Below are 21,027 nucleotides of genomic sequence, written 5' to 3'. Positions count from 1 at the left end.
ACGACAATTGGCGAAAATATTGATTACATGGCCTTTCTCCCCGTCACTACACGGGGAGAAATGTCCGGCAGGACAATGAGGGGCGGCGCCGAGTTCCGGTATCTGCCGAAGGGAGCTGAAGACGCGTGTTCTACTGAACCGAGCCGACCAACACCTGCTGGCCGCCGCGGATCGAGACCCAGCGGCCGGTGTTGTCGATCGCCTGCCGCTTGAGGAAGCGGTAGCCGGTCAGGTCCCACGACTTGACCTTGTCGTTCAGATTGTCGAGCACATAGTCGCCCTTGTCGGTGCGCACCGTCAGCACCGCATGGCCCTCGCCGTCGGGCTTGCGCACGACGGTGATCAGAAGGTCGGCAAGCGAGATGCCCATGCGCGAAAGCTGGCGCCGCTTCTCCAGCACATAGTCCTCGCAATCGCCGACGCCCTTGTCGGGATAGGCCCAGACCTCGTCCTTGCCGTAGATTTCCATGTCGCTCATCGGCTTGACGGCGGCATTGACCCTGGCGGTGACGTTGGTCAGCTTGCGCATAAGACTGTCGGTCATCGCGGCTGGCGCCAGATTGCTGGGGCGGATCGAGCATTCGCCCGGATGGAGCTTGCAGAAATCATAGTGGCCGATCGGCTGCGAGGTGAGGCCCCCGGTCGCCATTGCTCCAGCCGCCCAAGCCGGTGCCACCCAGCCTCCCGTTGCTGCCAGCCCGGCCGCTACGTACACGCGCAGCCTTCGCGCCATCGATGAGGATATCATTGTCCCCGTCCACCCTTAGTTATTAACGAAAGGTTAAAGGGGATTTACAGTCCGTGTCAATTACGACGACGGTCGGATTGATAGCATGGTTACCCGAGGGGCAGGACAGCGGCACTTGTGCAACAGAATCGGCTGCACAGCACTGGCCGTCTGGCCAACTCTGCTGGCGAATTGGCCCGGATTTTCCCTGCGGGAACCTATCTTTTGGCGACGCGGACCAGCTTCGGCTTCACCGCAACGCGGTTCTGGCGACCATAGCTGGTGATGAAGTCGACGATGCGCGGCACGATTTCGGAGCGGAAGCGCGAGCCATTGAACACGCCGTAATGGCCGACCGCCGGCTGCATGTAGTGCGCCTTCTTGTCGGCGGGGATGTTGGGGCACAGGTCGTGCGCCGCCTTGGTCTGGCCAAGGCCGGAAATGTCGTCGTTCTGGCCTTCGACCGTGAACAGCGCGACATTGCGGATATCGGACGGATCGATCCGGGTGCCGCGATGCGTCATCTCGCCCTTGGGCAAGGCGTGGCGCACGAAGACGGTGTCCACGGTCTGCAGGTAGAACTCCGCCGTCAGGTCCATCACAGCCAGATATTCGTCGTAGAAATCGCGGTGCTTCTCGGCATTGTCGCCGTCATGCTTGACCAGGTGCATGAAGAAGTCCTTGTGGGCAATGATGTGGCGGTCGAGATTCATGCTCATGAAGCCGGACAGCTGCAGGAAGCCGGGATAGACCTCGCGGCCGAAGCCCGGCACCGGCCACGGCGCCCGCATCACGACATTCTCGCGGAACCAGTCGATGCCCTTTTCCTCGGCCAGGAGATTGACCGCGGTCGGGTTGCAACGGGTGTCGATCGGCCCGCCCATCAAGGTCATGGTTGAGGGCACGAAGGGGTCGCCGCGCGTCTCCATCAGCGCCACGGCCGCAAGCACCGGCACGGAAGGCTGGCACACCGCCATCACATGGGTGTCGGGGCCGAGCGCGTGCAGCATGTCGATGATGTAGTCGATGTAGTCGTCGAGATCGAAACTGCCGTCGGCGAGCGGCACCATACGGGCATCGACCCAGTCGGTGATGTGCACGTCGGCATAAGGCAGCATCGCTTCGACCGTGCCGCGCAGCAGCGTCGCGTAGTGGCCGGACATCGGCGCCACGATCAACAGCTTCGGATCCGCCCGGCGCCCGGCGGGCACGGCGCGTTCGAAGCGGAGGAGATTGCAGAACGGCCGCGACCACACGGTCCTCTCGGTGACCTCGACGCTCTTCCAGTCGACCACCGTCTTGTCGAGGCCGAATGTCGGCTTGCCGTAGCGGCGCGTGGTGCGCTCGAACAGTTCGGCGGTCGCGGCGACCGAGCGGCCCCACGATGTGTGCGAAAACGGATTGAGCGGATTGGTGTAGAACATGCGCACCGCGTCGGCATAGAGACGCGCGGGCTGCATGGCGGCGTGGTTCATTTCATAGAGCTGGTAGAACATCGAGAACCCCGCTGCTGCCTGCGACTGAAGGGACGACGAGCAGCGTCATGCCTTGAATGTCTCGCGGGGAAGTTAACAACTAATTGCTGCGATGCAATACGTCATGTGGCGTGACTAACGCTTCTTTCGTCCAAAGCCTTGAAAATTCGGCCTGAACGGCGCAGCCGGCTCRCTGTGCGGCGCGAAGTGTGTAAGAAATGTGTCTGGCATTGGTGCCGGACACCCGACCATGATTCCCGAAAAGTGGATTGCGGTTTTCTCGGACAAACGGAAAACCGTTTTGTCCAGAGATCATGGTCCGGGCAATGGCAATATCAGACGCGCGCCATGCAGACGGCGGTATGGCCGGAACCGATGAAGCCGAGCTGGCCGGCGGCACCCTTCGACAGGTCGAGCACGCGACCCCTGATGAACGGGCCGCGATCGTTGATGCGCACGATGACGCTGCGGCCGTTGTTCTGGTTGGTCACCCGGACCTTGGTGCCGAAAGGCAAGGTACGATGGGCTGCGGTCATCGCCGACGGGTTCATGCGCTCGCCCGACGCGGTTTTGGAGTGCAGGGCGTACCAGGAGGCACGACCGCACTGGCCGGCGGCGGCTGCCGAAGATGCGCCGGCCATCAGGCCAGCAACCAGCGTTACCGCGACAAGCGCGGTCTGTTTTGTCGTATTCATATCTGGGGGATGGCTCCGTTTTTGACAGTCCCCAGCCGTTAGGTGTCGAATAAGGCGTGAAATGCGGCAATCATCTGGCGGTTCCATGGCAGTGGCACACGTTTGGAGTCGCCGGGTAACAGTCTGTTAGGGATTTTCGATAGGCAAATGATCAATTGGCGATGATCTTCGTGCCGACTACAGCGACTTGTTTGACAAGATCGACCGACAATATCCAAGTAGAGGCCGAAGCGTTCGGGCCATTTCCTTTGGCTCTTTCATCGCGCTCACCACGCCGCAACCGATCGACTTCGAAAGGGAGATCCGTCAATGAGACTGACCAAAAATCTGCTGGCGTTGATCGTGCTTGCCATCGGAGCGCTGTGGTCGCTGCAGGGCATCGGCGTGGTCGGCGGCAGCTTCATGACCGGCCAGTCGCAATGGCTCTATACCGGCATCGTCACCATGCTGGTCGGCATGGCCGGACTGGTATGGGCAAACCGTTCTACAGGGTGAGTTGCCCTTCACTGCGACCAGTATTGCCAGGCCCAGTAAAAACTTTCGTCACGCGGCGGCATGCGGTCGCGCCCGGCGTCCCAGCGCACCGGCGCCGGCGATCGCGGGCCATCCTCTTTTGTCCGTTTGTCATTGGACGCCAGGCCCAGCAGCCAGGCGCCGAAACGGCTGAACAGCGCGGCGGTGGAATGGGTCATCGTCATTCTCCCTTTTCCGATCATTCCTTSCCGCCTTGAGGTCGTCGGCCATGGCCGGACCGAGGAAGGGCACCGGCAAGGGCTGCCGACGAAAGCAGGATGATGCGTCGCGAAATGGTGGACATGAAGGGCTCCTGAAAAGAGAAAGCCGGAATGCCCGACGATAGTCATCTAATTCTATCGCTCTTGTAGAGTTAAATCCTTCCAGCCAGGACGGGCTTGTTGGAATAAATGCATTGGTGGTGCGGTGCCGCAGCGGACAAGCGGGCTGTCTTTCGAGATTGGGTGAAGCCCACCAGCTTCGTCATCCCTGGGCGGAGCGACGCGAGGCGGAGCGCAGACCCTGGTATCCATGCCGTGATGCCAGAGCGCCGCTACGATGCAGAAGAGAAGAAGGGGATGGCGACAGAACGGACGTTGATCCTCCTCCGTTGCATTCTTCGACGGATGTCACGGCATGGATCCTCGGGTCTGCGCGACGAGCTTCGCTCCTGTTCCGCCCGTGGATGACGAAGTCGGGGGCCGCCTCAACAGCTTGGACGCTGGAAACGAACGAGAATTCCCGCCGCGACCCTCCCCAGGCAAATCCATGCCTCAAACAGCCATGGATTTAGAAACCGGTTCTGCGTGTTCGAGGGTAAGTATAGTAATCTTATCGACATTGGGAACTGGAGGCGACGATGAGCGGCCACCGTATCGCGATGATCGCTGACAACGCACATGGGCCGTCAAAGCCGTGCGGCTGTGTCCCTGCGGGCACAAAAGCCTGCCAAAATGGCCATAGCGCCTGAAAACGAAGCAAAATCAACATCTGTTGGCTTGTACATCATGTCACTAGAATTTATGTGTCATGGCAGCTTGGACGCGGCGGGGTCGCACGTCGGGCGTTTGGCAACCGATGGTTTCGCGCCGTCGCATGACAGAGAAATTTTGATTTCATGCTCACGAAAAAGGGCAAGTACGGCCTCAAGGCGCTCGTGCACCTCTCGCGACTGCCGGTCGGACAGCTCGCTTTCGTCAACGACATCGCCACCGGCAACAACATCCCGAAGAAATTTCTCGACGCCATCCTGGGCGAGCTGCGCAATGCCGGTTTCGTCCAGAGCCGCAAGGGCAAGGAGGGCGGCTATCGCCTGGCGCGGCCGGCCGACGAGATCAAGGTCGGCCACGTCGTGCGCGTGCTCGACGGGCCGCTGGCGCCGATTCCTTGCGCCAGCCGCACCCAGTACCAGCGCTGTGAAGATTGCAACGAGGCGACATGCCAAGTCCGACATCTGATGCTCGAGGTCCGGCAGGCGATCGCCGAGGTGCTCGACCAGCGCAGCCTCGCCGAAATGCGCGACATGGCTGGCGACGACCTGCCGGTGGTGGTGAAGGTCCAGGCCTGACGCGCGCACTTCGCACGAGGCCGGGCGCATGACCGGGCGCGCCAACTCGATCATCATTGTCGGTGGCGGCGCCAGCGGCGTCGTGATGGCCGCGCATCTCTTGAAATCGCCCAATCCCGATCTGCGCGTCACGCTGATCGAAAAGCGCCCGCATTTCGGCCAGGGCATCGCCTATTCCACGCTGCTGTCGGCGCATGTGCTGAATGTCAGTGCCGCCGGCATGAGCGCCTATGCCGACGATCCCGGCAATTTCTGGCGCTGGCTGTTGGAGCGCGGCCTGGCGACATCGGACCAGGCGCCCGTCTACGCGCCGCGCAGCCTCTATGCCCGTTACCTCAAGGAACTGCTCGACGAGCTGGAAACGCGAGAACACGAAACCGGCCGGTTGCGCCTGATCCGTGAGGAGAGCCTCTCGATCACGCCGACCACGTCCGGCGTCGAGGTTGCGCTCGCCAACGGCACCAGCGTCGTCGCCCATCTCGTCGTGCTGGCGACCGGCCATGACGAGGAGCCGGCGCAGGGGCATGCGATCAGGATGGGCTCCGAAGCCGACACGGCACTTGCCCCCGACAGCCGAGTCATGGTGCTGGGCACCGGTCTCAGCATGGTCGATGCCTTTCTCTCCCTGGAGCAGCGCGGCCATGGTGGCGACATCGTCGCGGTGTCGCGGCGCGGCCTGCTGCCGTCGCCGCATCGCAAGGGCAATCCGATCAAGCTCGACGTCGCCGACATTCCGCTCGGCACGCAATTGTCCTATTTCGTCGGCTGGTTCCGCGACCTGATCAAGGAGAACCAGAAGGCCGGCATCGACTGGCGCGACGTCGTCGACGGCTTGCGGCCGTTCAACCAGAAGATCTGGCAGAACTGGCCCGCTTCCGCCAAGCGCCGCTTCGTCGAACACACCAAGGCCTGGTGGGACATCCACCGCCATCGTATGGCGCCCGAAGTCTATGCCCGCGTGACCGAGGCCGTGCAAACCGGCCGCATCCGCCTGGTCGCCGGGCGCGTCGCCGACATCGCCCGGAACGGCGACTTCACGGTCCAGGTCCAGTCGCGCCACACGCAGGTCCTCGAAACCTTCGAGGTCGCCCGCATCTACGATTGCTCGGGCATCGTCAGGGACATCTCGACCTCATCGAACAGCGTCGTGCGCTCGCTGGTCGACCGCGGCCTGGCGCGGCCGGACCCGCTGCGTATCGGCCTCGACGTGTCCGCCAATTGCGAGATCATCGCTGGCGACGGCACAGTTTCAGCCAAGATTCTGGCCGTCGGCCCACTGACGCGCGGCACCTTCTTCGAGATCGACGCCATTCCCGACATCCGCGTTCAGTGCGCCAGGCTGAGCAAGCGATTGCTGGGCTAGGAGCCTAGCCGCCTAGCGCCTCGCACACGGCGCGTGCGGTCTCGGCGCCTGAAAGATTCTGCTGGCCGGTGATCAGATTGCCGTCTCGCACGGCAAAAGGCCGCCACAGTCCGGCCTGGATATAGTTGGCGCCGATTGCCTTCAGCTCATCCTCGATGCGCCACGGCATCAGATGTTTTCCGCGCTCGAGCGCGCCCATCTCCCAGGTTGCCTTGTCGGCAAAATCCTCCTCGGCATTGGCGAAGCCCGTCACCGTCTTGCCGGCCACGAGCAACGATCCGTCCGCGCGCCGGGCATAGCGCAGCAGCGCGGTCCCGTGGCACAAAGCGGCGGCAACCTTGCCGGCTTCATGGAAGGCGACGAACGTCCGTTGCAGGCCTGTCGCGTGCTCATAGGTGAACATCGGCGCCTGGCCGCCGGCGACGACAATCGCGTCGAAGCTTTCGACCTCGATCTCCGCCACAGGCCATGTGTTGTCGACCAGGGCGCTGAGTTTCGGGCTCGATATGAAGCCGAGCGAGATGAGGTCGGTCTGCGAATAGCCCGATGGATCGCGCGGGTCGCTCAGCGCATCGGCCTCGCATTTGCCGCCATTGGGCGAAAAGATCTCCACCGCATAACCGCGTTCGGTGAAAGCGAACCACGGGTGGGTAAGCTCGCTCCACCAGAAGCCGACCGGCCACCCGGTCGTGGTCGAGAGTGCCGGGTTGGCGATGACGATCGCCACGCGCTTCGGGTTCTTCGCATCGACCGGATTGGCGTCCCGCACGCTCATCGCCGCTCTCCCTTTGAAGGCCTGCTGCCGACTGATACGGACGCGGCCCTGCGCTGCCTAGCTGGCCAGATGGCCTGGCAAATTCTGCTTCCGTCGCTGCCGGGCCCTGCCTACCATACGTGCATGACCCAACGCGGTAGACTTTACGGCTGCCCGGTCGAGTTCGCGCTCGATGCGCTCGGCGGCAAATGGAAGACGGTGATCCTGGCGCGGATCAAGCAACAGCCGCTGCGCTATTCCGAACTGTGGCGTACGATCCCGTCGCTGTCCGACAAGATGTTGACGCAGCGGCTGGCCGATCTCGTCGACATCGGCTTTGTCGTGCTGGAGGCGTCGCCCGATGGCAAGGGGCGCTACACCTTGACCGACCGCGGCCGCGATCTGGCAGCCACCTTGCAGGCGCTCTATGACTGGGGAGACGTGCACGGACGCGCTGTCGGCGTGCGCTTCCGCACCGAGATCGAGGCCTAACAAGGCGCCTATCTCCCAGCGGCGAGCGCGCCGCAAAAACCCGCGACATCGGTAATGATGGCTTCGCCAAGAAAGCCCAGCGTCGCCATCGAGCGGTCGCGCGCTTCCCGGTTGCCGAAGCCGCAGGCGTCCTCGATCACCACCGCCACGAAACCATTGTCGGTCGCCTGCCGAACCGTCGGCTCGATGCCGATTTCCATCGCCACCCCGGCGAGCGCGACGGCACCCACCCCGCAATCGTGCAAGGCGAAGCTGAGCGCGGTGGAATCGAAGGCCGACATGGTCAGCTTGTCGAACACGGCCTCGTCGGCGCGTGGCGCCAGTTCGGGGATGATTTCCGTGGCCTCGGCATCGCGCGGGAACCACGGCTCGACCGTGTCGGGACTGTCGCGCCGCTGCCAGGCCATGGCGGTGCGCAGCTGGGTTGCGCCCATCCATTTGCGCGGCAGGGACAGATGGCGCGTGAACGCCACCCGCATGCCCGCCGAGCGCGCCGCTTCGAGCGCCATGCCGGTGCGTTCGGCGATCGCTGCCGCCCCAGTGATCTGGCGACAGATGCCGACCTGCATGTCGTAGATCACCAGCGCCATGCGGCGCGGATCGCACCAATCCGCCAGGCTGTTTGGCATCTCGATCCCTTCGCTCGACCGGATCATGCGGCCGTCCGGTCCCAGGGTTGGGCGATGTCGACGCTGGGGTCGAACAGATATTCGAGCGGCAAGGGTGCGGGATCGAAGGCGAGAAAATGCCATTCCAACAGCCCGGCCCTCGACAGCGGAAAGTCGTCGGTGTAGCGCCTGGCCGCCTCGACGCTGTCGAGCTCGAAGACGATGATCACACCGCCGACATCGGCTCGTGCGTAGTTCTCGCGCACGATCCCCGCCTTCCAAAGACGCCAGACGTTCGAGACCTCGTCGCGCAGATAGGGTTTCAGATCGTCGATGGTGACGCCGGGTTTGAAATTGTCATAGGCAATGATCTTCATCGAAGGTTTCCCTGCGTTTGGCCCCCGACGCCATCCGCGACCGCATCAGGGCGCCTCATGCCTCCCGGCTAGCATGCGGAAATTGCGGCTCGCAACGAACGAGTTGGTGCGTCGAAACGATCGGTGGCCGTGCCGAGGACATCAGTCTGTCAGGGCGGCGCCGCCAGATTGTGGAATGACATTCTCCATCTGGCCGGTTGATTGGCACGATCTATCTTCTTTCCGACTGCAAAGGGCTGGAAAAGAGGATACGCTGCCGCTCTGCCCCGAGGCGGTCGCTTGATCAAGGAGCATCGATATGAGCGAGCAGAAGATCGCCGCGGCGGGCAGTGCGTCCCCGGAAAGCGCAACATCCCGCCTGCGTCCGCCCTATGCGTCGGTTCTCGACCTGATCGGCCAGACGCCGGTGGTCGAGCTGACCAAGTTCGACACCGGCAAGTGCCGCCTGTTCATCAAGCTTGAAAGCCAGAACCCCGGCGGCTCTATCAAGGACCGCATCGCACTGTCGATGATCGCCGCCGCCGAAAGGCAGGGCAAGCTCAGGCCAGGCGGCACCATCGTTGAGGCAACCGCCGGCAATACCGGCCTCGGTCTCGCCCAGGTCGGCATCCCAAAGGGTTACCGCATCGTGCTGGTCGTGCCCGACAAGATGTCGCGCGAAAAGATCCAGCACCTGCGCGCGCTCGGCGCCGAAGTGCGCATGACCCGCTCCGATGTCGGCAAGGGTCACCCCGAATACTACCAGGACATGGCGGAGAAGATCGCCGCCGAAGTGCCTGGCGCCTTCTATGCCAACCAGTTCGCCAACCCGGCCAACCCGCTGGCGCATGAAACGACCACCGGTCCGGAAATCTTCTCGCAGCTCGGCGGCGATGTCGATGCGGTGGTCGTCGGCGTCGGCTCCGGCGGCACGCTGACCGGGCTTGGCCGCTACTTCGCCAAAGTGTCGCCGAAGACCGAAATGGTGCTCGCCGATCCGGTCGGCTCGGTGCTGGCGCCGCTGATCAAGACCGGCAAGATGGAAGAGGCCGGCAGCTGGACGGTGGAAGGCATCGGCGAGGATTTCGTGCCGCCCAATGCCGACCTGTCGCTGGTGAAAAAGGCTTACGCCATCCCTGACAAGCAGAGCATGCTGGCCGTCCGCGACCTCTTGTCGAAGGAAGGCATTCTCGCCGGCTCGTCGTCGGGCACGCTGTTGTCAGCCGCCCTGCGCTATTGCCGCGAGCAGACGGTCGCCAAGCGCGTCGTCACCTTCGTCTGCGACAGCGGCAACAAATATCTGTCGAAGGTCTTCGACGATTTCTGGCTGGCCGAACAGGGCCTGGCCGAGCACGAGCAGCATGGCGATCTGCGCGACCTGGTCATGCGCACGCACCGTACCGGCGACACCGTCTATGTCGGCCCGGACGAAAGCCTGCTCAATGCCTATGGCCGCATGCGCCGCTCGGATGTCTCGCAGCTGCCGGTGCTAGACGATGGCAAGCTCATCGGCATCGTCGACGAGAGCGACATCCTCGCCCATGTCGACGGCCCCTATGACGGCCGCTGGGAGCGCTTCAACGGCCCGGTGCGCACGGCGATGACCTCCAGCCTGCACACGCTGCAGGCCAGCCAGACGCTCGACGCGTTGCTGCCGGTGTTTGACCGCAACGAGGTCGCCATCATCTTCGACGGCGACGAGTTCGTCGGCCTGATTACCCGCATCGACCTGATCAACCATTTGAGGCGCGCACGATGACCAGCCACACACCACCACCATCGGGCAAAAATCGCCTGGCCTTCTCGACGCGCACCATCCATGGCGGCCAGAGCCACGACCCGCTGACCGGCGCGGTGATGGTGCCGATCTACGCCACCTCGACCTATGGCCAGCAGTCGCCCGGCGTGCACAAGGGTTTCGAATATGCCCGCAGCCAGAACCCGACGCGCTTCGCCTTCGAACGTGCCGTGGCCGACCTCGAAAGCGGGTCGGCAGCTTTTGCCTTCGCCTCGGGCCTGGCGTCGATCGCCACCGTGCTCGAGCTGCTCGACAGCGGCGCCCATATCGTTGCCACCGACGACATCTATGGCGGCTCCTTCCGGCTGATGGAACGGGTACGCAAGCGCTCGGCCGATCTCAAGGTAAGCTTCGTCGACTTCACCGACCTCGCCGCCGTCGAAGCGGCGATCCGCCCCGAAACGAAACTGCTCTGGGTCGAGACGCCGACCAACCCGCTGCTGCGCATCGTCGACCTCGAAGGCGTCGCCGCCCTTGCCAAACGCAAGGGGGTTCTCACCGTCGCCGACAACACGTTCTGCAGCCCCTACATTCAGCGGCCGCTGGAGCTCGGCATCGACATCGTCGTCCACTCGACGACAAAATATCTCAACGGTCATTCCGACATGGTCGGCGGCGTTGCCGTGGTCGGCGACAACAAGGACCTCGCGGCCCAGCTGAAATTCCTGCAGAACGCCATCGGCGCCATCTCGGGTCCCTTCGACAGCTTTCTGGCGCTGCGCGGCCTGAAAACGCTGGCGCTCAGGATGGAGCGCCATTCCGCCAACGGCCTCAAGATCGCGCAGTGGCTGGAGGCCCGCAAGGACGTGCGCCGGGTCATCTATCCCGGCCTCGCCAGCCATCCGCAGCACGCCATCGCCGTCCAGCAGATGCATGCCTTCGGCGGCATGATCACGGCCGTGCTCGACCGCGACCTCGCCGGCACGAAGCGCTTCCTCGAGCGCACGCAACTGTTCACGCTAGCCGAAAGCCTCGGCGGGGTGGAGAGCTTGATCGAGCACCCCGCGCTGATGACGCATGGCTCGATCCCGGCGGAGAAGCGGATGGAGATCGGCATATCGGATTCGCTGGTGCGGCTGTCGGCGGGCATCGAGGACGGCGATGATCTGATTGCGGATCTCGACCAGGCGCTGGGGGCGTGAGCGCACGCCGCAGCTCGCACGCGTGAATATTCGCCAATGTCGGCGCCGCCCCTCATTGCCCTGCCGGGCATTTCTCCCCCGTATGGTGACGGGGAGAAAGAAGCTGGCCGCAACGCCGTCGCCATCCTTGCAATGCTGATGGATTGGCGAAACCATGATGACAGCGTCCCTCTCCCGTCACTATACGGGGAGAGGATGCCGGCAGGCAGGTGAGGGGCAGCGCCAACCTCTCGCAATATGGGTTCACCACCCCCGTTGACCCCGAACCCCATCTGCCCGAATTGTAGCGCCCCATGGCAGCGCACGCCCCTCAAAAACCCGCCGAAACGCCCCTCACCTTTGCCGTGCTGGTGTTTCCCGGCTTTCCGATGATGGCGTTCAGCTCGGTCATCGAGCCACTGCGCGCTGCCAATGTGCTGGCCAAGCGGCAGTGCTATCGCTGGATCATCGTCGGGGCGACCCCTGGGCCGGTCGAGGCCTCGAACGGCGTCGTCATCCAGCCGGGCTTTTATGCCAGGGATGCGCCGAAGGTCGACCGGATCGTCGTCTGCTCGGGCGGCGATGCCGACCACCTCGTCGCCGAGGACGCCGCCAGCTGGATCCGCAAAAGCCTGCGCAACGGCGCCCATATCGGCGCGGTGGCGGATGCCGCGTTCTTTCTGGCGCGCGCAGGCCTGCTCGACGGCCATGCCTGCACCTTGCACTGGACCAGCCAGGCCGCCTTCACGGAGGCGTTCCCCAACATCGAGCTCAGGCGCGACCTCTATGTCATCGACCGCAAGCGCTTCACCTCGGCCGGCGGCGTCGGCAGCCTCGACATGATGCTCGAGATCATCACCCGCGACTATGGCGCCGAGCTTGCCGCCGGCGTCGCCGAATGGTTCGTGCACAGCCAGCTGCGCTCCAGCATCGACCGCAAGATGATGCCGCTGCGCCTGCGCACTGGCGTCCAGAACGAGCTGGTGCTGTCGGCCATCGCCATTATGGAAGATGCGGTCGAGGAGCGGCTCGGCATGGCCGAGCTCACCGCCAGGCTTGGCGTGTCCTCAGACAAGCTCGAGCGCTCGTTCCGCTCCGAACTCGCCATCTCGCCCAATGGCTACTACCGGCGCCTGCGGCTGAAGCGTGCCGCCGATCTTCTGGCGCATTCGACCCTCGCCGTGCGCGACGTGGCGCTGGCCTGCGGCTTTGCCTCGATGTCGAGCTTTGCCCGGGCTTTTCGCGAGGAGCATGGGCATCCGCCGAAGCTGGCGAGACGGCATTAGGCTGCTGGCGCGAAGGCGCATCTCAAATGCCAGCGGCATCCCGCATAACCCCTGCGGTTTTCCGCACAATCGTTCCGCCTCTCGTGCGCCATGCTCAACCCTCGCAACCCAGCCAAGGCCTTACCCCATGAGCATCGTCGTTTTCGACCCCGACAGCACGCAGGACGTCGACTTCAAGGATCGCATGCGCCACCCGGCGGCGGCCGATCCGGCCGGCGGCATGTGGCTGTCCGACACCGAGCCGTCCTTCATCGATGCGGATGCTTTGCGAAAAGGCCGGCTGGCAAAGCTGCGCGGCTGGATGCGCGAGGCCGGCTATGGCGGCGTCGTGCTTTTCGATCCGTATAACCAGCGCTATGCCACCGGCTCGCGCAACATGTTCGGCTATTTCCTGCGCAACTCGACCCGCTATTTCTTCATCCCCACCGTCGGGCCGATCGTGCTGTTCGAATACCCGCAGAGCTACCACGTCTCGATGGTGCTCGACACGATCGACGAGGCGCGTCCTTCCAAGCTGGTCTGGTCGTCGGTGTCAGGCCGCGACGACGAGACATCAGGCCCGTTCGCCGACGAGATCGCCGAGCTTTTGAAGCAGCATGGCGGCGGCTCGATGAAGCTCGGCCTCGACCGCTGCAGCCATCTGCAGGCCCTGGCGCTGGAGAAGCGCGGCTGCGAGGTCCGGGATTGCCAGGGTGAGATCCTCGCCGTGCGCGCGGTGAAGACGCCCGAGGAAGTCAAATGCCTGCAAGTGTCGATGGCCGGCGCCGAGGCTGCCGTCTATGCCGTGCGCGAGGCGATCAAGCCCGGCGTATCGGAGAACGACCTGTTCGCCATCATGTATGGCGAGGTCATCCGCCAGGGCGGTGAGTTCATCGAGACCCGGCTGTTGACCTCCGGCCAGCGCACCAACCCGTGGTTCAACGAGGCCAGCGGCCGCAAGGTCCGGCCCGGCGAATTGCTGGCGCTCGATACCGACACCATCGGCTGCTACGGCTATTATTCGGATTTCTCCCGCACCTTCCGCTGCGGGCCGGGCAAGCCGACGCCCTACCAGAAATCGCTCTACCGCATGGCGCATGACCAGGTTCAGCACAACATCGGAATCGTCAAGCCCGGCATGGCCTTCCGCGAGATCGCCGAAAAGGCCTGGAAGATCCCCGACCGCTTCGTCGACCAGCGCTACACCTCGGTCATGCACGGCGTCGGCATGCATGGCGAAACGCCGTTCATCGCCCACGCCATGGATTACGAGACCTATGGCCGCGACGGCCATATCGTGCCAGGCATGGTGGTCAGCGTGGAAAGCTATATCGGCGAGAAGGGCGGCTGCGAGGGCGTCAAGCTGGAGGACGAGATCCTGATCACCGACACTGGCGCCGAACTCCTGTCGCGTTTTCCGTATGAGGACGAGTTTCTGGAGAAGCAGGTTTGATGCTGGCATACAACGCTCGCAACGAGCGCCTCATTCCCTCCCACCCCCCTCTGTCCTGCCGGACATCTCCCCCGCAAGGGGGGAGATTGGCAGCGTCGCCGGCAGCGCTGTTTCCTGCAACTCTGGCGATTGGCGAAGGTATTCGCGACGGCCGATCTCCCCCCTTGCGGGGGAGATGCCCGGCAGGGCAGAGGGGGGTGCTGTCCCACCGGCATGTGAAAGAGTCTTGGACTGCTTCGTCCTGGGATGACGAAGGCACCGCATGAAAACCCCCATCGCCCTCAAGCGCGGCACGGTGGCCGCGGTGTTCATCGACCTGCAGGAAGAGCACCGGCAGGACCCCCGCTATCTGGTCGAGGGTTTTGCCGGCATCCTCGCCAACGTCCAGCGCCTGCAGGCGGCGGCGCGGCAAAACCATGTGCCGCTCTATCACTGGGCCTACATCGTCGATCTCGACAAGCAGGACCGGCCCTTTCATCCGCTCGGTGCCGACGGCAAGTCGGCTTTTTCCGACAAGAGCGACCCGCTGACCGAAATCTGCCATGAGGTCGCGCCCGCCAAGGACGAGGCCCTGCTGGTCAAGGCCGAGGCCAGCGCCTTCCGCACCGGCCCGGCGGCCCACGACCTCAAGTCGGTCGGCATCGAGTGGCTGGTCGTTGCCGGCGTCTGGACCGAGGCCTGCATCGACGCCACCGTGAAGGATGCCGTCGCCAAGGGCTTTCGCGTGCTGCTGGTCAAGGATGCCTGCGGCAGCGGCAGTGCCGCCATGCACCAGACCGGCATCCTCAACCTCGCCAACCGGCTCTATGGCGGCGCCGTCACCGACACCGACGGGGCCTGCCGGCTGCTGGCGGGCGAAAGCGTCACCGCATGGCAGGTCGAAGGCTCGGTGCCGCTACGCTTCACCTTTGAAAACGCGGCGGAGCTCTACGCCGAGCTATGACGGCGGGACCAAGCACCAGCCGCGGCAAATACGAAACCCGGCTCGACCCGGCTTTGTGGGCCTATATCGATGCGGTCAACGCCTGGTATCCGCCCGAGATTATCGGCCTGCCGATCGACAAGCAGCGCGCCGTCTACGACAGGATGTGCCGGGCCTTCCACCAGGGCCGCCCGCCAGGGGTCAAGGCCAGCGATGGCCTGATTGCCGCGGCCGGCCGCGACATCCCGGTCCGCCGCTACCAGCTTGCCGGCAAGGCGGCAGCGGCGATGGTGGTCTACTATCATGGCGGCGGCTTCATTCTCGGTGGGCTCGAGAGCCATGACGACATCTGCGCCGAGCTCTGCGCCGGCACCGGTTTCGACGTGCTGTCGGTCGACTACCGCCTGGCACCGGAGCATGTCCACACCGCTGCCTTCGACGATGCGGTGACCGCCTTCGAATGGGCGGCAGCGGCCACCGGCCTGCCGCTCGTGCTGTGCGGCGAAAGCGCCGGCGGCAACCTCGCAGCAGGGGTGGCGCGGGCGACAGGCCGTGGCGCCGCGATCGGCCAGGTGCTGATCTATCCCGGCCTCGGCGGCGACGAAGGTGCGGGCTCCTATGTCGAGCACGCCGAAGCGCCGCTGCTCTCGGTGCACGACATCGCCTTCTACCGCGACGTCCGCTCGACCAAGGCGCAATCGCCTGACGATCCGACCTTCTCGCCGCTGCGCGGCCGCGATTTCTTCGGCCTGCCGCCAACGGTGATCGTGTCAGCCGAATGCGATCCGCTGTCGTCGGATGGCGAGACCTATCGCGATCGCATGCTGGCCGCCGGCGGCAAGGCGTTCTGGCACGAGGAGCCGAGACTGGTGCATAGCTTCCTGCGCGCCCGCACGACCGTCCCGGCGGCGGCGGAGGCGTTTGCGCGGATCATCGCGGCGGTCGCTGCGCTGGGCCGGGGTGAGTGGCCGTATTGAAGCGCCGACCGTGACGCGCCAATCCCCCCTCGTGGGGGAGATGCCCGGTAGGGCAGAGGGGGGCGCTGTCCCGCCGACCTCTCGGCCAATTCGAGAGGTGCCTTCAAATTGATTCCGGATGACCAGGGCACCGAAGGTTGGCCTCCTTCACGCCCCCCTCTGTCCTGCCGGACATCTCCCCCACAAGGGGGGAGATCGGCTGTCCCTTCTGCGGAGCACCGCACAATCACTGCGGAAAACCGAACACTCCGCTACGTCACCCCGCCTTATCATTCGCCTCTCAGGCAATGGCGCCCCGGCGGTCGCGTCCGCCCCCCCCGCGCCTGTCGACCGGCCGGGGCGCCCAACAAGAGGGAACGACGATGAAATTCATGCTGACCGACCGGAAACTGCACCCCCAGGCAAAGCCCGTCGCCGACGATTTCAGGACCGGCGGCATCAACCGCCGCGAATATCTCGCGCTGATGGCCGGCCTCGGCGTCAGCGCCGCCGGCGCGCTGGCGCTGGGCGGCCTTGCCTCGACGCCCGCCCGTGCCGCCGAACCCAAGCGCGGCGGCACCTTGCGCGTCGCTATGAACGTCAAGGGTTTCAAGGACCCGCGCACCTTCGACGGCGTCGAAATGTCCAACGTCGCCCGCCACTGCAACGAATATCTGGTGCGCTGGAACACCGACTTCTCCTTCGAGCCCTGGCTGCTCGAAAGCTGGGAGGCGAGCGACGACGCCAGGACGCTGACCCTGCATGTGCGCAAGGGCATTTCTTGGTCGAACGGCGATGCCTTCAACGCCGACGATGTCATCCACAACCTCACCCGCTGGTGCGATGCCTCGGTAGCAGGCAATTCGGTCGCCGCGCGCATGGGCGCGCTGGTCAATGCCGACACCAAGAAGCTGGTCGATGGCGGCATCCAGAAGGTCGACGACTTCACCATCAAACTCAATTTGCCAAAACCCGACATCTCGCTGATCGCCGGCATGGCCGACTATCCGGCGTTGATCATGCACCGCTCCTATGAGGGCGACGGTGATCCCCTGAAGGCGCTTTCCGTCACCACAGGCCCGTGCGAGCTGGTCAGCTGGAATGCCGAGACCGGCGCAGAGGTGAGGCGTAAGGACAAGCCCTGGTGGAAGGGCGAATTCTGGCTCGACGGCATCAAATGGGTCGACTACGGCTCCGACCCCAACGCCATGCTGTCGGCCTTCGAATCCGGCGAGATCGACACCGACCACGAGACCGCCTCCGATGCCGTCTCGCAGACCGACAAGATGGGGCTGAAGAATTCCGAGATCGCCACCGGCTCCACCATCGTCGCCCGCTTCAATGTCGGCAACGCACCTTATGACGACGCCAAAGTGCGCCGCGCCGCCCAGCTCGCAGTCGACAATTCGGCCGTGCTGAAGCTCGGTCTCGACGGCCGCGGCAAGCCCGCCGACAACCACCATGTCGGCCCCATGCACCCCGAATATGCCGATATCGGCCCCGCCAAGCGCGACGTGGAGGGGTCGAAGAAACTACTCTCCGAGGCCGGCAAGGCCGACCATGAGTTCGACCTCATCTCCGTCGATGTCGAATGGCAAAAGAGCACCGGCGACGCCATCGCCGCGCAGATGCGCGAGTCCGGCTTGAAGATCAAGCGCACCGTGCTGCCCGCCGCCACCTTCTGGAACGACTGGAGCAAATACCCCTTCTCCTGCACCGAATGGCTCGGCCGCCCGCTCGGCGTCCAGGTGCTGGCGCTGGCCTACAAATCCGGCGCCGCCTGGAACGAAAGCGCCTACGCCAATCCGGAGTTCGACACGCTGCTCGACAAGGCGCTGGCGATGCCCGCCGCCAAGGCGCGCAAGGAGATCATGGCCAAGATCGAGCAGAACCTGCGCGAGTCCGGCATCATCATCCAGCCCTACTGGCGCTCGGTCTACCGCACCTACCGCAAAGGCATCGAAGGCTGCGAACAGCACCAGGCGCTCGAGCAGCATTTTGAGAAGGTGTGGATCGAAAGCTGAGTGGTAACCGTCCTTGGTTCCTCGCCCCCGTGAAACGGGGGAGAGGTGGCCCGGCGAAGCCGGGACGGAGAGGGGGGCGACATCCGCGAAGTCAAAGTCGCGTCGAGGACAGAGGGCTGACTGGCACGACAGGAAGCCTATAAGGAACCCTTGAAGCAAACCTCCCAGAATCGGCGCAGGCCCCTCTCCGTCCCGGCTTCGCCGGGCCACCTCTCCCCACTTCGTGGGGCGAGGAACCCAAGCCTGAGAGAGCCGCAGCCAGATGAGGGGCGGCGCCAACGTTCACCTTCCTTCTCCCACAGGGGGGGCAAGGAGCGCGGCCCCCACCTCATCACCGCCCGGGCCTCACCAAAGTCCAGATCCACCCAACAAAAGTCAGCACCAGGAACGGATAGCCGGCGGCGGGCAGCGGCGACGAGGTCGGCAGCAACGGCGCGCCCCACAGGATCATGCCCACCGAGGCGACAAACAGCACGGCAGCCACGACAGCGGTGAGCCGCATCCACAAGGCAAAAGTGTTCGGCGCACTGACCATGAGCAGCGCCGCCGCCCAAAGCGAGATGCCGCCGGCATAGGAGGGAACGCTGGCCTGCAGGCCCGCCGCATTGCCGGCCAGCAGCAGGCTCTCGCCGGCGAGGAAGGTGAGGAACCCGGCCGCGACGCAGTCGTTGCCCAGCCGCTGATACTTCATCGTCAGCAGCGCCGTCGCGACCACGAGGGCCACGCCGTCGATCGCCCACAGCGTTTCGCGCAGCGCGTCGCTGGCGACGAAAGTGCCGGCCATTCCCAAGGCGCCACCGACGGCGAGGCCGATCGCGGCGACGGTGTCCAGATTGGAACGCATTTTTATGTCTCCCCCAAGCCGTGCGGAGGATACGCCCACGCGGTGCATTCTCAAAGGGAGCTGTGCGAAAGCGAAGCAGAGTGTCGAGAGGTTGCCGTCTGCCTCTGGCGATCCAGTGGCGGGGCAAAATGGCCGGCGCGAATGCCGGTGAGGGCAGCTGCCTGAGCCCGCGCCGGCCACTGGCGAACTGATTAAGGTCCGCCGCCCGATTTTTCTACCGCTCCGGCGCTGCAGGATCAACCAACTCAGGGTTGGTGCGGGCTCGTACCAACCTTCCCTGGTATCATTTGTTATTGCGGGAACTGGGTGTCGTCCGCGCGATGATCGGGAAAGCCGTGTGCGTCCAGCACCACCTGAAAGCTGCGGTTAAACGCCCCCGCACGTCATGAACAGCCGAAGCCGACACAGCCGAGCGCCACCAATCCGTTCTGGGACAGAGATCATACTTGATCTTGAAATGGCTGCGAGCTTACGGAGATTTGAAGACATCCGTAGCTTCACTAGGCCTGTCAGCAGATAGGCGACCGGCTTCTCAATCGCCCATTTTCAAGGCCTGGATAAACGCCTCCTGCGGGATATCCACCTTGCCGAACTGGCGCATCCGCTTCTTGCCTTCTTTCTGCTTGTCCAGCAGCTTGCGCTTGCGCGAGACGTCGCCGCCGTAGCACTTGGCGGTCACGTCCTTGCGCAGCGCCGAGATGGTTTCGCGGGCGATGACCTTGCCGCCGATCGCGGCCTGGATCGGGATCTTGAACAGATGGTGCGGGATCAGCTCCTTCAGCTTCTCGCACATCTGCCGGCCGCGCTTTTCCGCCGCCGTGCGGTGCACCAGCATCGACAGCGCATCGACCGGCTCCTCATTGACCAGGATCGACATCTTGACGAGGTCGCCTTCTTTATAGTCGGTCAGGTGATAGTCGAAGGAGGCGTAGCCCTTTGAGATCGACTTCAGCCGGTCATAGAAATCGAAGACCACTTCGTTGAGCGGCAGGTCGTAGGTCAGCATGGCGCGCTTGCCGACATAGGACAGGTCGGCCTGGATGCCGCGCCGGTCCTGGCAGAGCTTCAATATGCCGCCGAGATAGTCGTCGGGCGTCAAAATGGTGGCGCGGATCCACGGCTCCTCGATCGCCGAGATTTTCACCACGTCGGGCATGTCGGCCGGGTTGTGCAGCTCCTTCATCGAGCCGTCGGTGAGCAGCAGCCGGTAGACGACGCTCGGCGCGGTGGCGATCAGGTCGAGGTTGAACTCGCGCTCCAGCCGCTCCTGGATGATTTCCAGATGTAAGAGGCCAAGGAAGCCGCAGCGATAGCCGAAGCCGAGTGCGGCGCTGGTTTCCATTTCATAGGAGAAGCTGGCGTCGTTGAGGCGCAGTTTGCCGACCGCGGCGCGCAGATCCTCGAAATCGGCGGCGTCGACCGGGAACAGGCCGCAGAACACCACCGGCTGCGCCGGCTTGAAGCCGGGCAGCGCCTTGGCGGTGGCGCGCTTGTCTTCGGTGATGGTGTCGCCGACGCGGGTGTCGGCTACTTCCTTGATCGAGCCGGTGAAGAAACCGAACTCGCCGGGGCCGAGCTCGTCGACATTGATGCGGGCGGGCGTGAACACGCCGGTGCGCTCGACCAGGTACTTGGCGCCGGTGCCCATCATGCGGATGGTCTGGCCCTTCTTCAGCACGCCGTCGATGATGCGCACCAGCACGATGACGCCGAGATAGGCGTCGTACCAGCTGTCGACCAGCATCGCTTTCAAGGGAGCCGTGGCGTCGCCCTCGCGCGGCGGCGGCAATTGGTGGACGATCGCTTCCAGCACGTCGGGAATGCCAAGCCCGGTCTTGGCCGAGATCAGCACGGCGTTGGAAGCGTCGATGCCGATCACCTCCTCGACCTGCTCGCGGATGCGCTCGGGCTCGGCGGCCGGCAGGTCGACCTTGTTCAGCACCACGACGATCTCGTGGTTGTTGTCGATCGCCTGGTAGACATTGGCCAGAGTCTGCGCCTCGACGCCCTGCGAGGCATCGACCACCAGCAGTGAGCCCTCACAGGCGGCGAGCGAGCGCGACACTTCATAGGCGAAGTCGACATGACCGGGCG

20 protein-coding genes are annotated in these 21,027 nt (G+C 64.2%); 11 read left to right on the top strand and 9 right to left on the bottom strand.

Translation table 11 applies throughout. From position 1 onward, the window contains the following. Window positions 1-130 precede the first annotated feature (130 nt). From ACXJ7R_RS06395 to ACXJ7R_RS06385, 3 genes are all read right to left on the bottom strand, one after another. Window positions 131-748, bottom strand: a complete 618-nt coding sequence (locus tag ACXJ7R_RS06395; protein WP_457151071.1) for a transglutaminase-like cysteine peptidase — start codon at window positions 746-748, stop codon at window positions 131-133. A 197-nt stretch (window positions 749-945) separates the two neighbouring features. After that, on the bottom strand, window positions 946-2,223 hold the full coding sequence (locus ACXJ7R_RS06390; RefSeq protein WP_457151070.1) for a polyhydroxyalkanoate depolymerase: 1,278 nt from the start codon (window positions 2,221-2,223) through the stop codon (window positions 946-948). Between the two features lie 314 nt (window positions 2,224-2,537). After that, window positions 2,538-2,897 (bottom strand): septal ring lytic transglycosylase RlpA family protein, encoded by a 360-nt coding sequence (locus ACXJ7R_RS06385; protein ID WP_457151069.1) that lies wholly within the window; start codon window positions 2,895-2,897, stop codon window positions 2,538-2,540. A gap of 309 nt (window positions 2,898-3,206) precedes the next feature. Between ACXJ7R_RS06385 and ACXJ7R_RS06380 the strand changes: the two genes are divergently transcribed. Beyond that, window positions 3,207-3,392 carry a hypothetical protein gene (locus ACXJ7R_RS06380; RefSeq protein ID WP_095083869.1) on the top strand — a complete coding sequence of 62 codons (186 nt, stop codon included), beginning with the start codon at window positions 3,207-3,209 and terminating at the stop codon, window positions 3,390-3,392. An 8-nt stretch (window positions 3,393-3,400) separates the two neighbouring features. Here ACXJ7R_RS06380 and ACXJ7R_RS06375 read toward each other — a convergent pair whose 3' ends face one another. Next, window positions 3,401-3,595: a hypothetical protein gene (locus ACXJ7R_RS06375; protein ID WP_457151068.1), complete on the bottom strand. Its 195-nt coding sequence runs from the start codon at window positions 3,593-3,595 to the stop codon at window positions 3,401-3,403. 932 nt (window positions 3,596-4,527) lie between these two features. Here ACXJ7R_RS06375 and ACXJ7R_RS06370 point away from each other — a divergent pair. Next, complete coding sequence (locus tag ACXJ7R_RS06370) at window positions 4,528-4,977, top strand: RrF2 family transcriptional regulator (RefSeq protein WP_457151067.1); 450 nt, start codon at window positions 4,528-4,530, stop codon at window positions 4,975-4,977. Between the two features lie 28 nt (window positions 4,978-5,005). Further along, window positions 5,006-6,340: an FAD/NAD(P)-binding protein gene (locus ACXJ7R_RS06365; RefSeq protein WP_457151066.1), complete on the top strand. Its 1,335-nt coding sequence runs from the start codon at window positions 5,006-5,008 to the stop codon at window positions 6,338-6,340. A gap of 4 nt (window positions 6,341-6,344) precedes the next feature. On the opposite strand, the gene ACXJ7R_RS06360 is transcribed toward ACXJ7R_RS06365, so the two are convergent. Then, entirely contained in the window at window positions 6,345-7,115 is a 771-nt protein-coding gene (locus ACXJ7R_RS06360) for a type 1 glutamine amidotransferase domain-containing protein (RefSeq protein ID WP_457151065.1), read from the bottom strand. Window positions 7,116-7,238: 123 nt separating this feature from the next. On the opposite strand from ACXJ7R_RS06360, the gene ACXJ7R_RS06355 reads away from it, so the two are divergent. Then, window positions 7,239-7,586: a winged helix-turn-helix transcriptional regulator gene (locus ACXJ7R_RS06355; protein ID WP_457151064.1), complete on the top strand. Its 348-nt coding sequence runs from the start codon at window positions 7,239-7,241 to the stop codon at window positions 7,584-7,586. Window positions 7,587-7,594: 8 nt separating this feature from the next. Here ACXJ7R_RS06355 and ACXJ7R_RS06350 read toward each other — a convergent pair whose 3' ends face one another. Further along, entirely contained in the window at window positions 7,595-8,242 is a 648-nt protein-coding gene (locus tag ACXJ7R_RS06350; RefSeq protein WP_457151063.1) for a cysteine hydrolase, read from the bottom strand. Further along, complete coding sequence (locus ACXJ7R_RS06345) at window positions 8,239-8,571, bottom strand: hypothetical protein (RefSeq protein WP_457151062.1); 333 nt, start codon at window positions 8,569-8,571, stop codon at window positions 8,239-8,241. Before ACXJ7R_RS06345 ends, ACXJ7R_RS06350 begins: the two co-directional genes overlap by 4 nt. A gap of 298 nt (window positions 8,572-8,869) precedes the next feature. Between ACXJ7R_RS06345 and ACXJ7R_RS06340 the strand changes: the two genes are divergently transcribed. From ACXJ7R_RS06340 to ACXJ7R_RS06310, 7 genes are all read left to right on the top strand, one after another. Then, window positions 8,870-10,309, top strand: coding sequence for a pyridoxal-phosphate dependent enzyme (locus tag ACXJ7R_RS06340; protein WP_457151061.1), 1,440 nt, complete (start codon window positions 8,870-8,872; stop codon window positions 10,307-10,309). Continuing rightward, window positions 10,306-11,490, top strand: a complete 1,185-nt coding sequence (locus ACXJ7R_RS06335; protein WP_457151060.1) for a trans-sulfuration enzyme family protein — start codon at window positions 10,306-10,308, stop codon at window positions 11,488-11,490. Before ACXJ7R_RS06340 ends, ACXJ7R_RS06335 begins: the two co-directional genes overlap by 4 nt. A 293-nt stretch (window positions 11,491-11,783) precedes the next feature. Continuing rightward, window positions 11,784-12,755, top strand: coding sequence for a GlxA family transcriptional regulator (locus ACXJ7R_RS06330; protein WP_457151059.1), 972 nt, complete (start codon window positions 11,784-11,786; stop codon window positions 12,753-12,755). Between the two features lie 127 nt (window positions 12,756-12,882). Continuing rightward, on the top strand, window positions 12,883-14,187 hold the full coding sequence (locus ACXJ7R_RS06325) for a M24 family metallopeptidase (RefSeq protein WP_457151058.1): 1,305 nt from the start codon (window positions 12,883-12,885) through the stop codon (window positions 14,185-14,187). Between the two features lie 262 nt (window positions 14,188-14,449). Beyond that, window positions 14,450-15,130 carry an isochorismatase family protein gene (locus ACXJ7R_RS06320; protein ID WP_457151057.1) on the top strand — a complete coding sequence of 227 codons (681 nt, stop codon included), beginning with the start codon at window positions 14,450-14,452 and terminating at the stop codon, window positions 15,128-15,130. Beyond that, window positions 15,127-16,086, top strand: coding sequence for an alpha/beta hydrolase (locus ACXJ7R_RS06315; protein WP_457151056.1), 960 nt, complete (start codon window positions 15,127-15,129; stop codon window positions 16,084-16,086). Before ACXJ7R_RS06320 ends, ACXJ7R_RS06315 begins: the two co-directional genes overlap by 4 nt. A gap of 362 nt (window positions 16,087-16,448) precedes the next feature. Beyond that, window positions 16,449-18,089 (top strand): ABC transporter substrate-binding protein, encoded by a 1,641-nt coding sequence (locus ACXJ7R_RS06310; protein WP_457151055.1) that lies wholly within the window; start codon window positions 16,449-16,451, stop codon window positions 18,087-18,089. Window positions 18,090-18,420: 331 nt separating this feature from the next. Here ACXJ7R_RS06310 and ACXJ7R_RS06305 read toward each other — a convergent pair whose 3' ends face one another. Further along, window positions 18,421-18,933, bottom strand: a complete 513-nt coding sequence (locus tag ACXJ7R_RS06305) for a hypothetical protein (RefSeq protein WP_457151054.1) — start codon at window positions 18,931-18,933, stop codon at window positions 18,421-18,423. A gap of 532 nt (window positions 18,934-19,465) precedes the next feature. Further along, window positions 19,466-21,027, bottom strand: a 1,562-nt coding sequence (gene lepA / locus ACXJ7R_RS06300; RefSeq protein ID WP_457151053.1) for a translation elongation factor 4, incomplete at its 5' end; no start/stop codon positions are given.

The sequence above is a fragment of the Mesorhizobium sp. P5_C1 genome (genome assembly GCF_054049815.1).
This window is presented reverse-complemented; position numbering and strand designations above follow the sequence as displayed.

What these genes read in the sequence shown, in the direction of transcription:
- ACXJ7R_RS06395 (WP_457151071.1), bottom strand. Translation starts at nt 748, where the DNA reads ATGATATCCTCATCGATGGCGCGAAGGCTGCGCGTGTACGTAGCGGCC.
- ACXJ7R_RS06390 (WP_457151070.1), bottom strand. Translation starts at nt 2,223, where the DNA reads ATGTTCTACCAGCTCTATGAAATGAACCACGCCGCCATGCAGCCCGCG.
- ACXJ7R_RS06385 (WP_457151069.1), bottom strand. Translation starts at nt 2,897, where the DNA reads ATGAATACGACAAAACAGACCGCGCTTGTCGCGGTAACGCTGGTTGCT.
- ACXJ7R_RS06380 (WP_095083869.1), top strand. Translation starts at nt 3,207, where the DNA reads ATGAGACTGACCAAAAATCTGCTGGCGTTGATCGTGCTTGCCATCGGA.
- ACXJ7R_RS06375 (WP_457151068.1), bottom strand. Translation starts at nt 3,595, where the DNA reads ATGACGATGACCCATTCCACCGCCGCGCTGTTCAGCCGTTTCGGCGCC.
- ACXJ7R_RS06370 (WP_457151067.1), top strand. Translation starts at nt 4,528, where the DNA reads ATGCTCACGAAAAAGGGCAAGTACGGCCTCAAGGCGCTCGTGCACCTC.
- ACXJ7R_RS06365 (WP_457151066.1), top strand. Translation starts at nt 5,006, where the DNA reads ATGACCGGGCGCGCCAACTCGATCATCATTGTCGGTGGCGGCGCCAGC.
- ACXJ7R_RS06360 (WP_457151065.1), bottom strand. Translation starts at nt 7,115, where the DNA reads ATGAGCGTGCGGGACGCCAATCCGGTCGATGCGAAGAACCCGAAGCGC.
- ACXJ7R_RS06355 (WP_457151064.1), top strand. Translation starts at nt 7,239, where the DNA reads ATGACCCAACGCGGTAGACTTTACGGCTGCCCGGTCGAGTTCGCGCTC.
- ACXJ7R_RS06350 (WP_457151063.1), bottom strand. Translation starts at nt 8,242, where the DNA reads ATGATCCGGTCGAGCGAAGGGATCGAGATGCCAAACAGCCTGGCGGAT.
- ACXJ7R_RS06345 (WP_457151062.1), bottom strand. Translation starts at nt 8,571, where the DNA reads ATGAAGATCATTGCCTATGACAATTTCAAACCCGGCGTCACCATCGAC.
- ACXJ7R_RS06340 (WP_457151061.1), top strand. Translation starts at nt 8,870, where the DNA reads ATGAGCGAGCAGAAGATCGCCGCGGCGGGCAGTGCGTCCCCGGAAAGC.
- ACXJ7R_RS06335 (WP_457151060.1), top strand. Translation starts at nt 10,306, where the DNA reads ATGACCAGCCACACACCACCACCATCGGGCAAAAATCGCCTGGCCTTC.
- ACXJ7R_RS06330 (WP_457151059.1), top strand. Translation starts at nt 11,784, where the DNA reads ATGGCAGCGCACGCCCCTCAAAAACCCGCCGAAACGCCCCTCACCTTT.
- ACXJ7R_RS06325 (WP_457151058.1), top strand. Translation starts at nt 12,883, where the DNA reads ATGAGCATCGTCGTTTTCGACCCCGACAGCACGCAGGACGTCGACTTC.
- ACXJ7R_RS06320 (WP_457151057.1), top strand. Translation starts at nt 14,450, where the DNA reads ATGAAAACCCCCATCGCCCTCAAGCGCGGCACGGTGGCCGCGGTGTTC.
- ACXJ7R_RS06315 (WP_457151056.1), top strand. Translation starts at nt 15,127, where the DNA reads ATGACGGCGGGACCAAGCACCAGCCGCGGCAAATACGAAACCCGGCTC.
- ACXJ7R_RS06310 (WP_457151055.1), top strand. Translation starts at nt 16,449, where the DNA reads ATGAAATTCATGCTGACCGACCGGAAACTGCACCCCCAGGCAAAGCCC.
- ACXJ7R_RS06305 (WP_457151054.1), bottom strand. Translation starts at nt 18,933, where the DNA reads ATGCGTTCCAATCTGGACACCGTCGCCGCGATCGGCCTCGCCGTCGGT.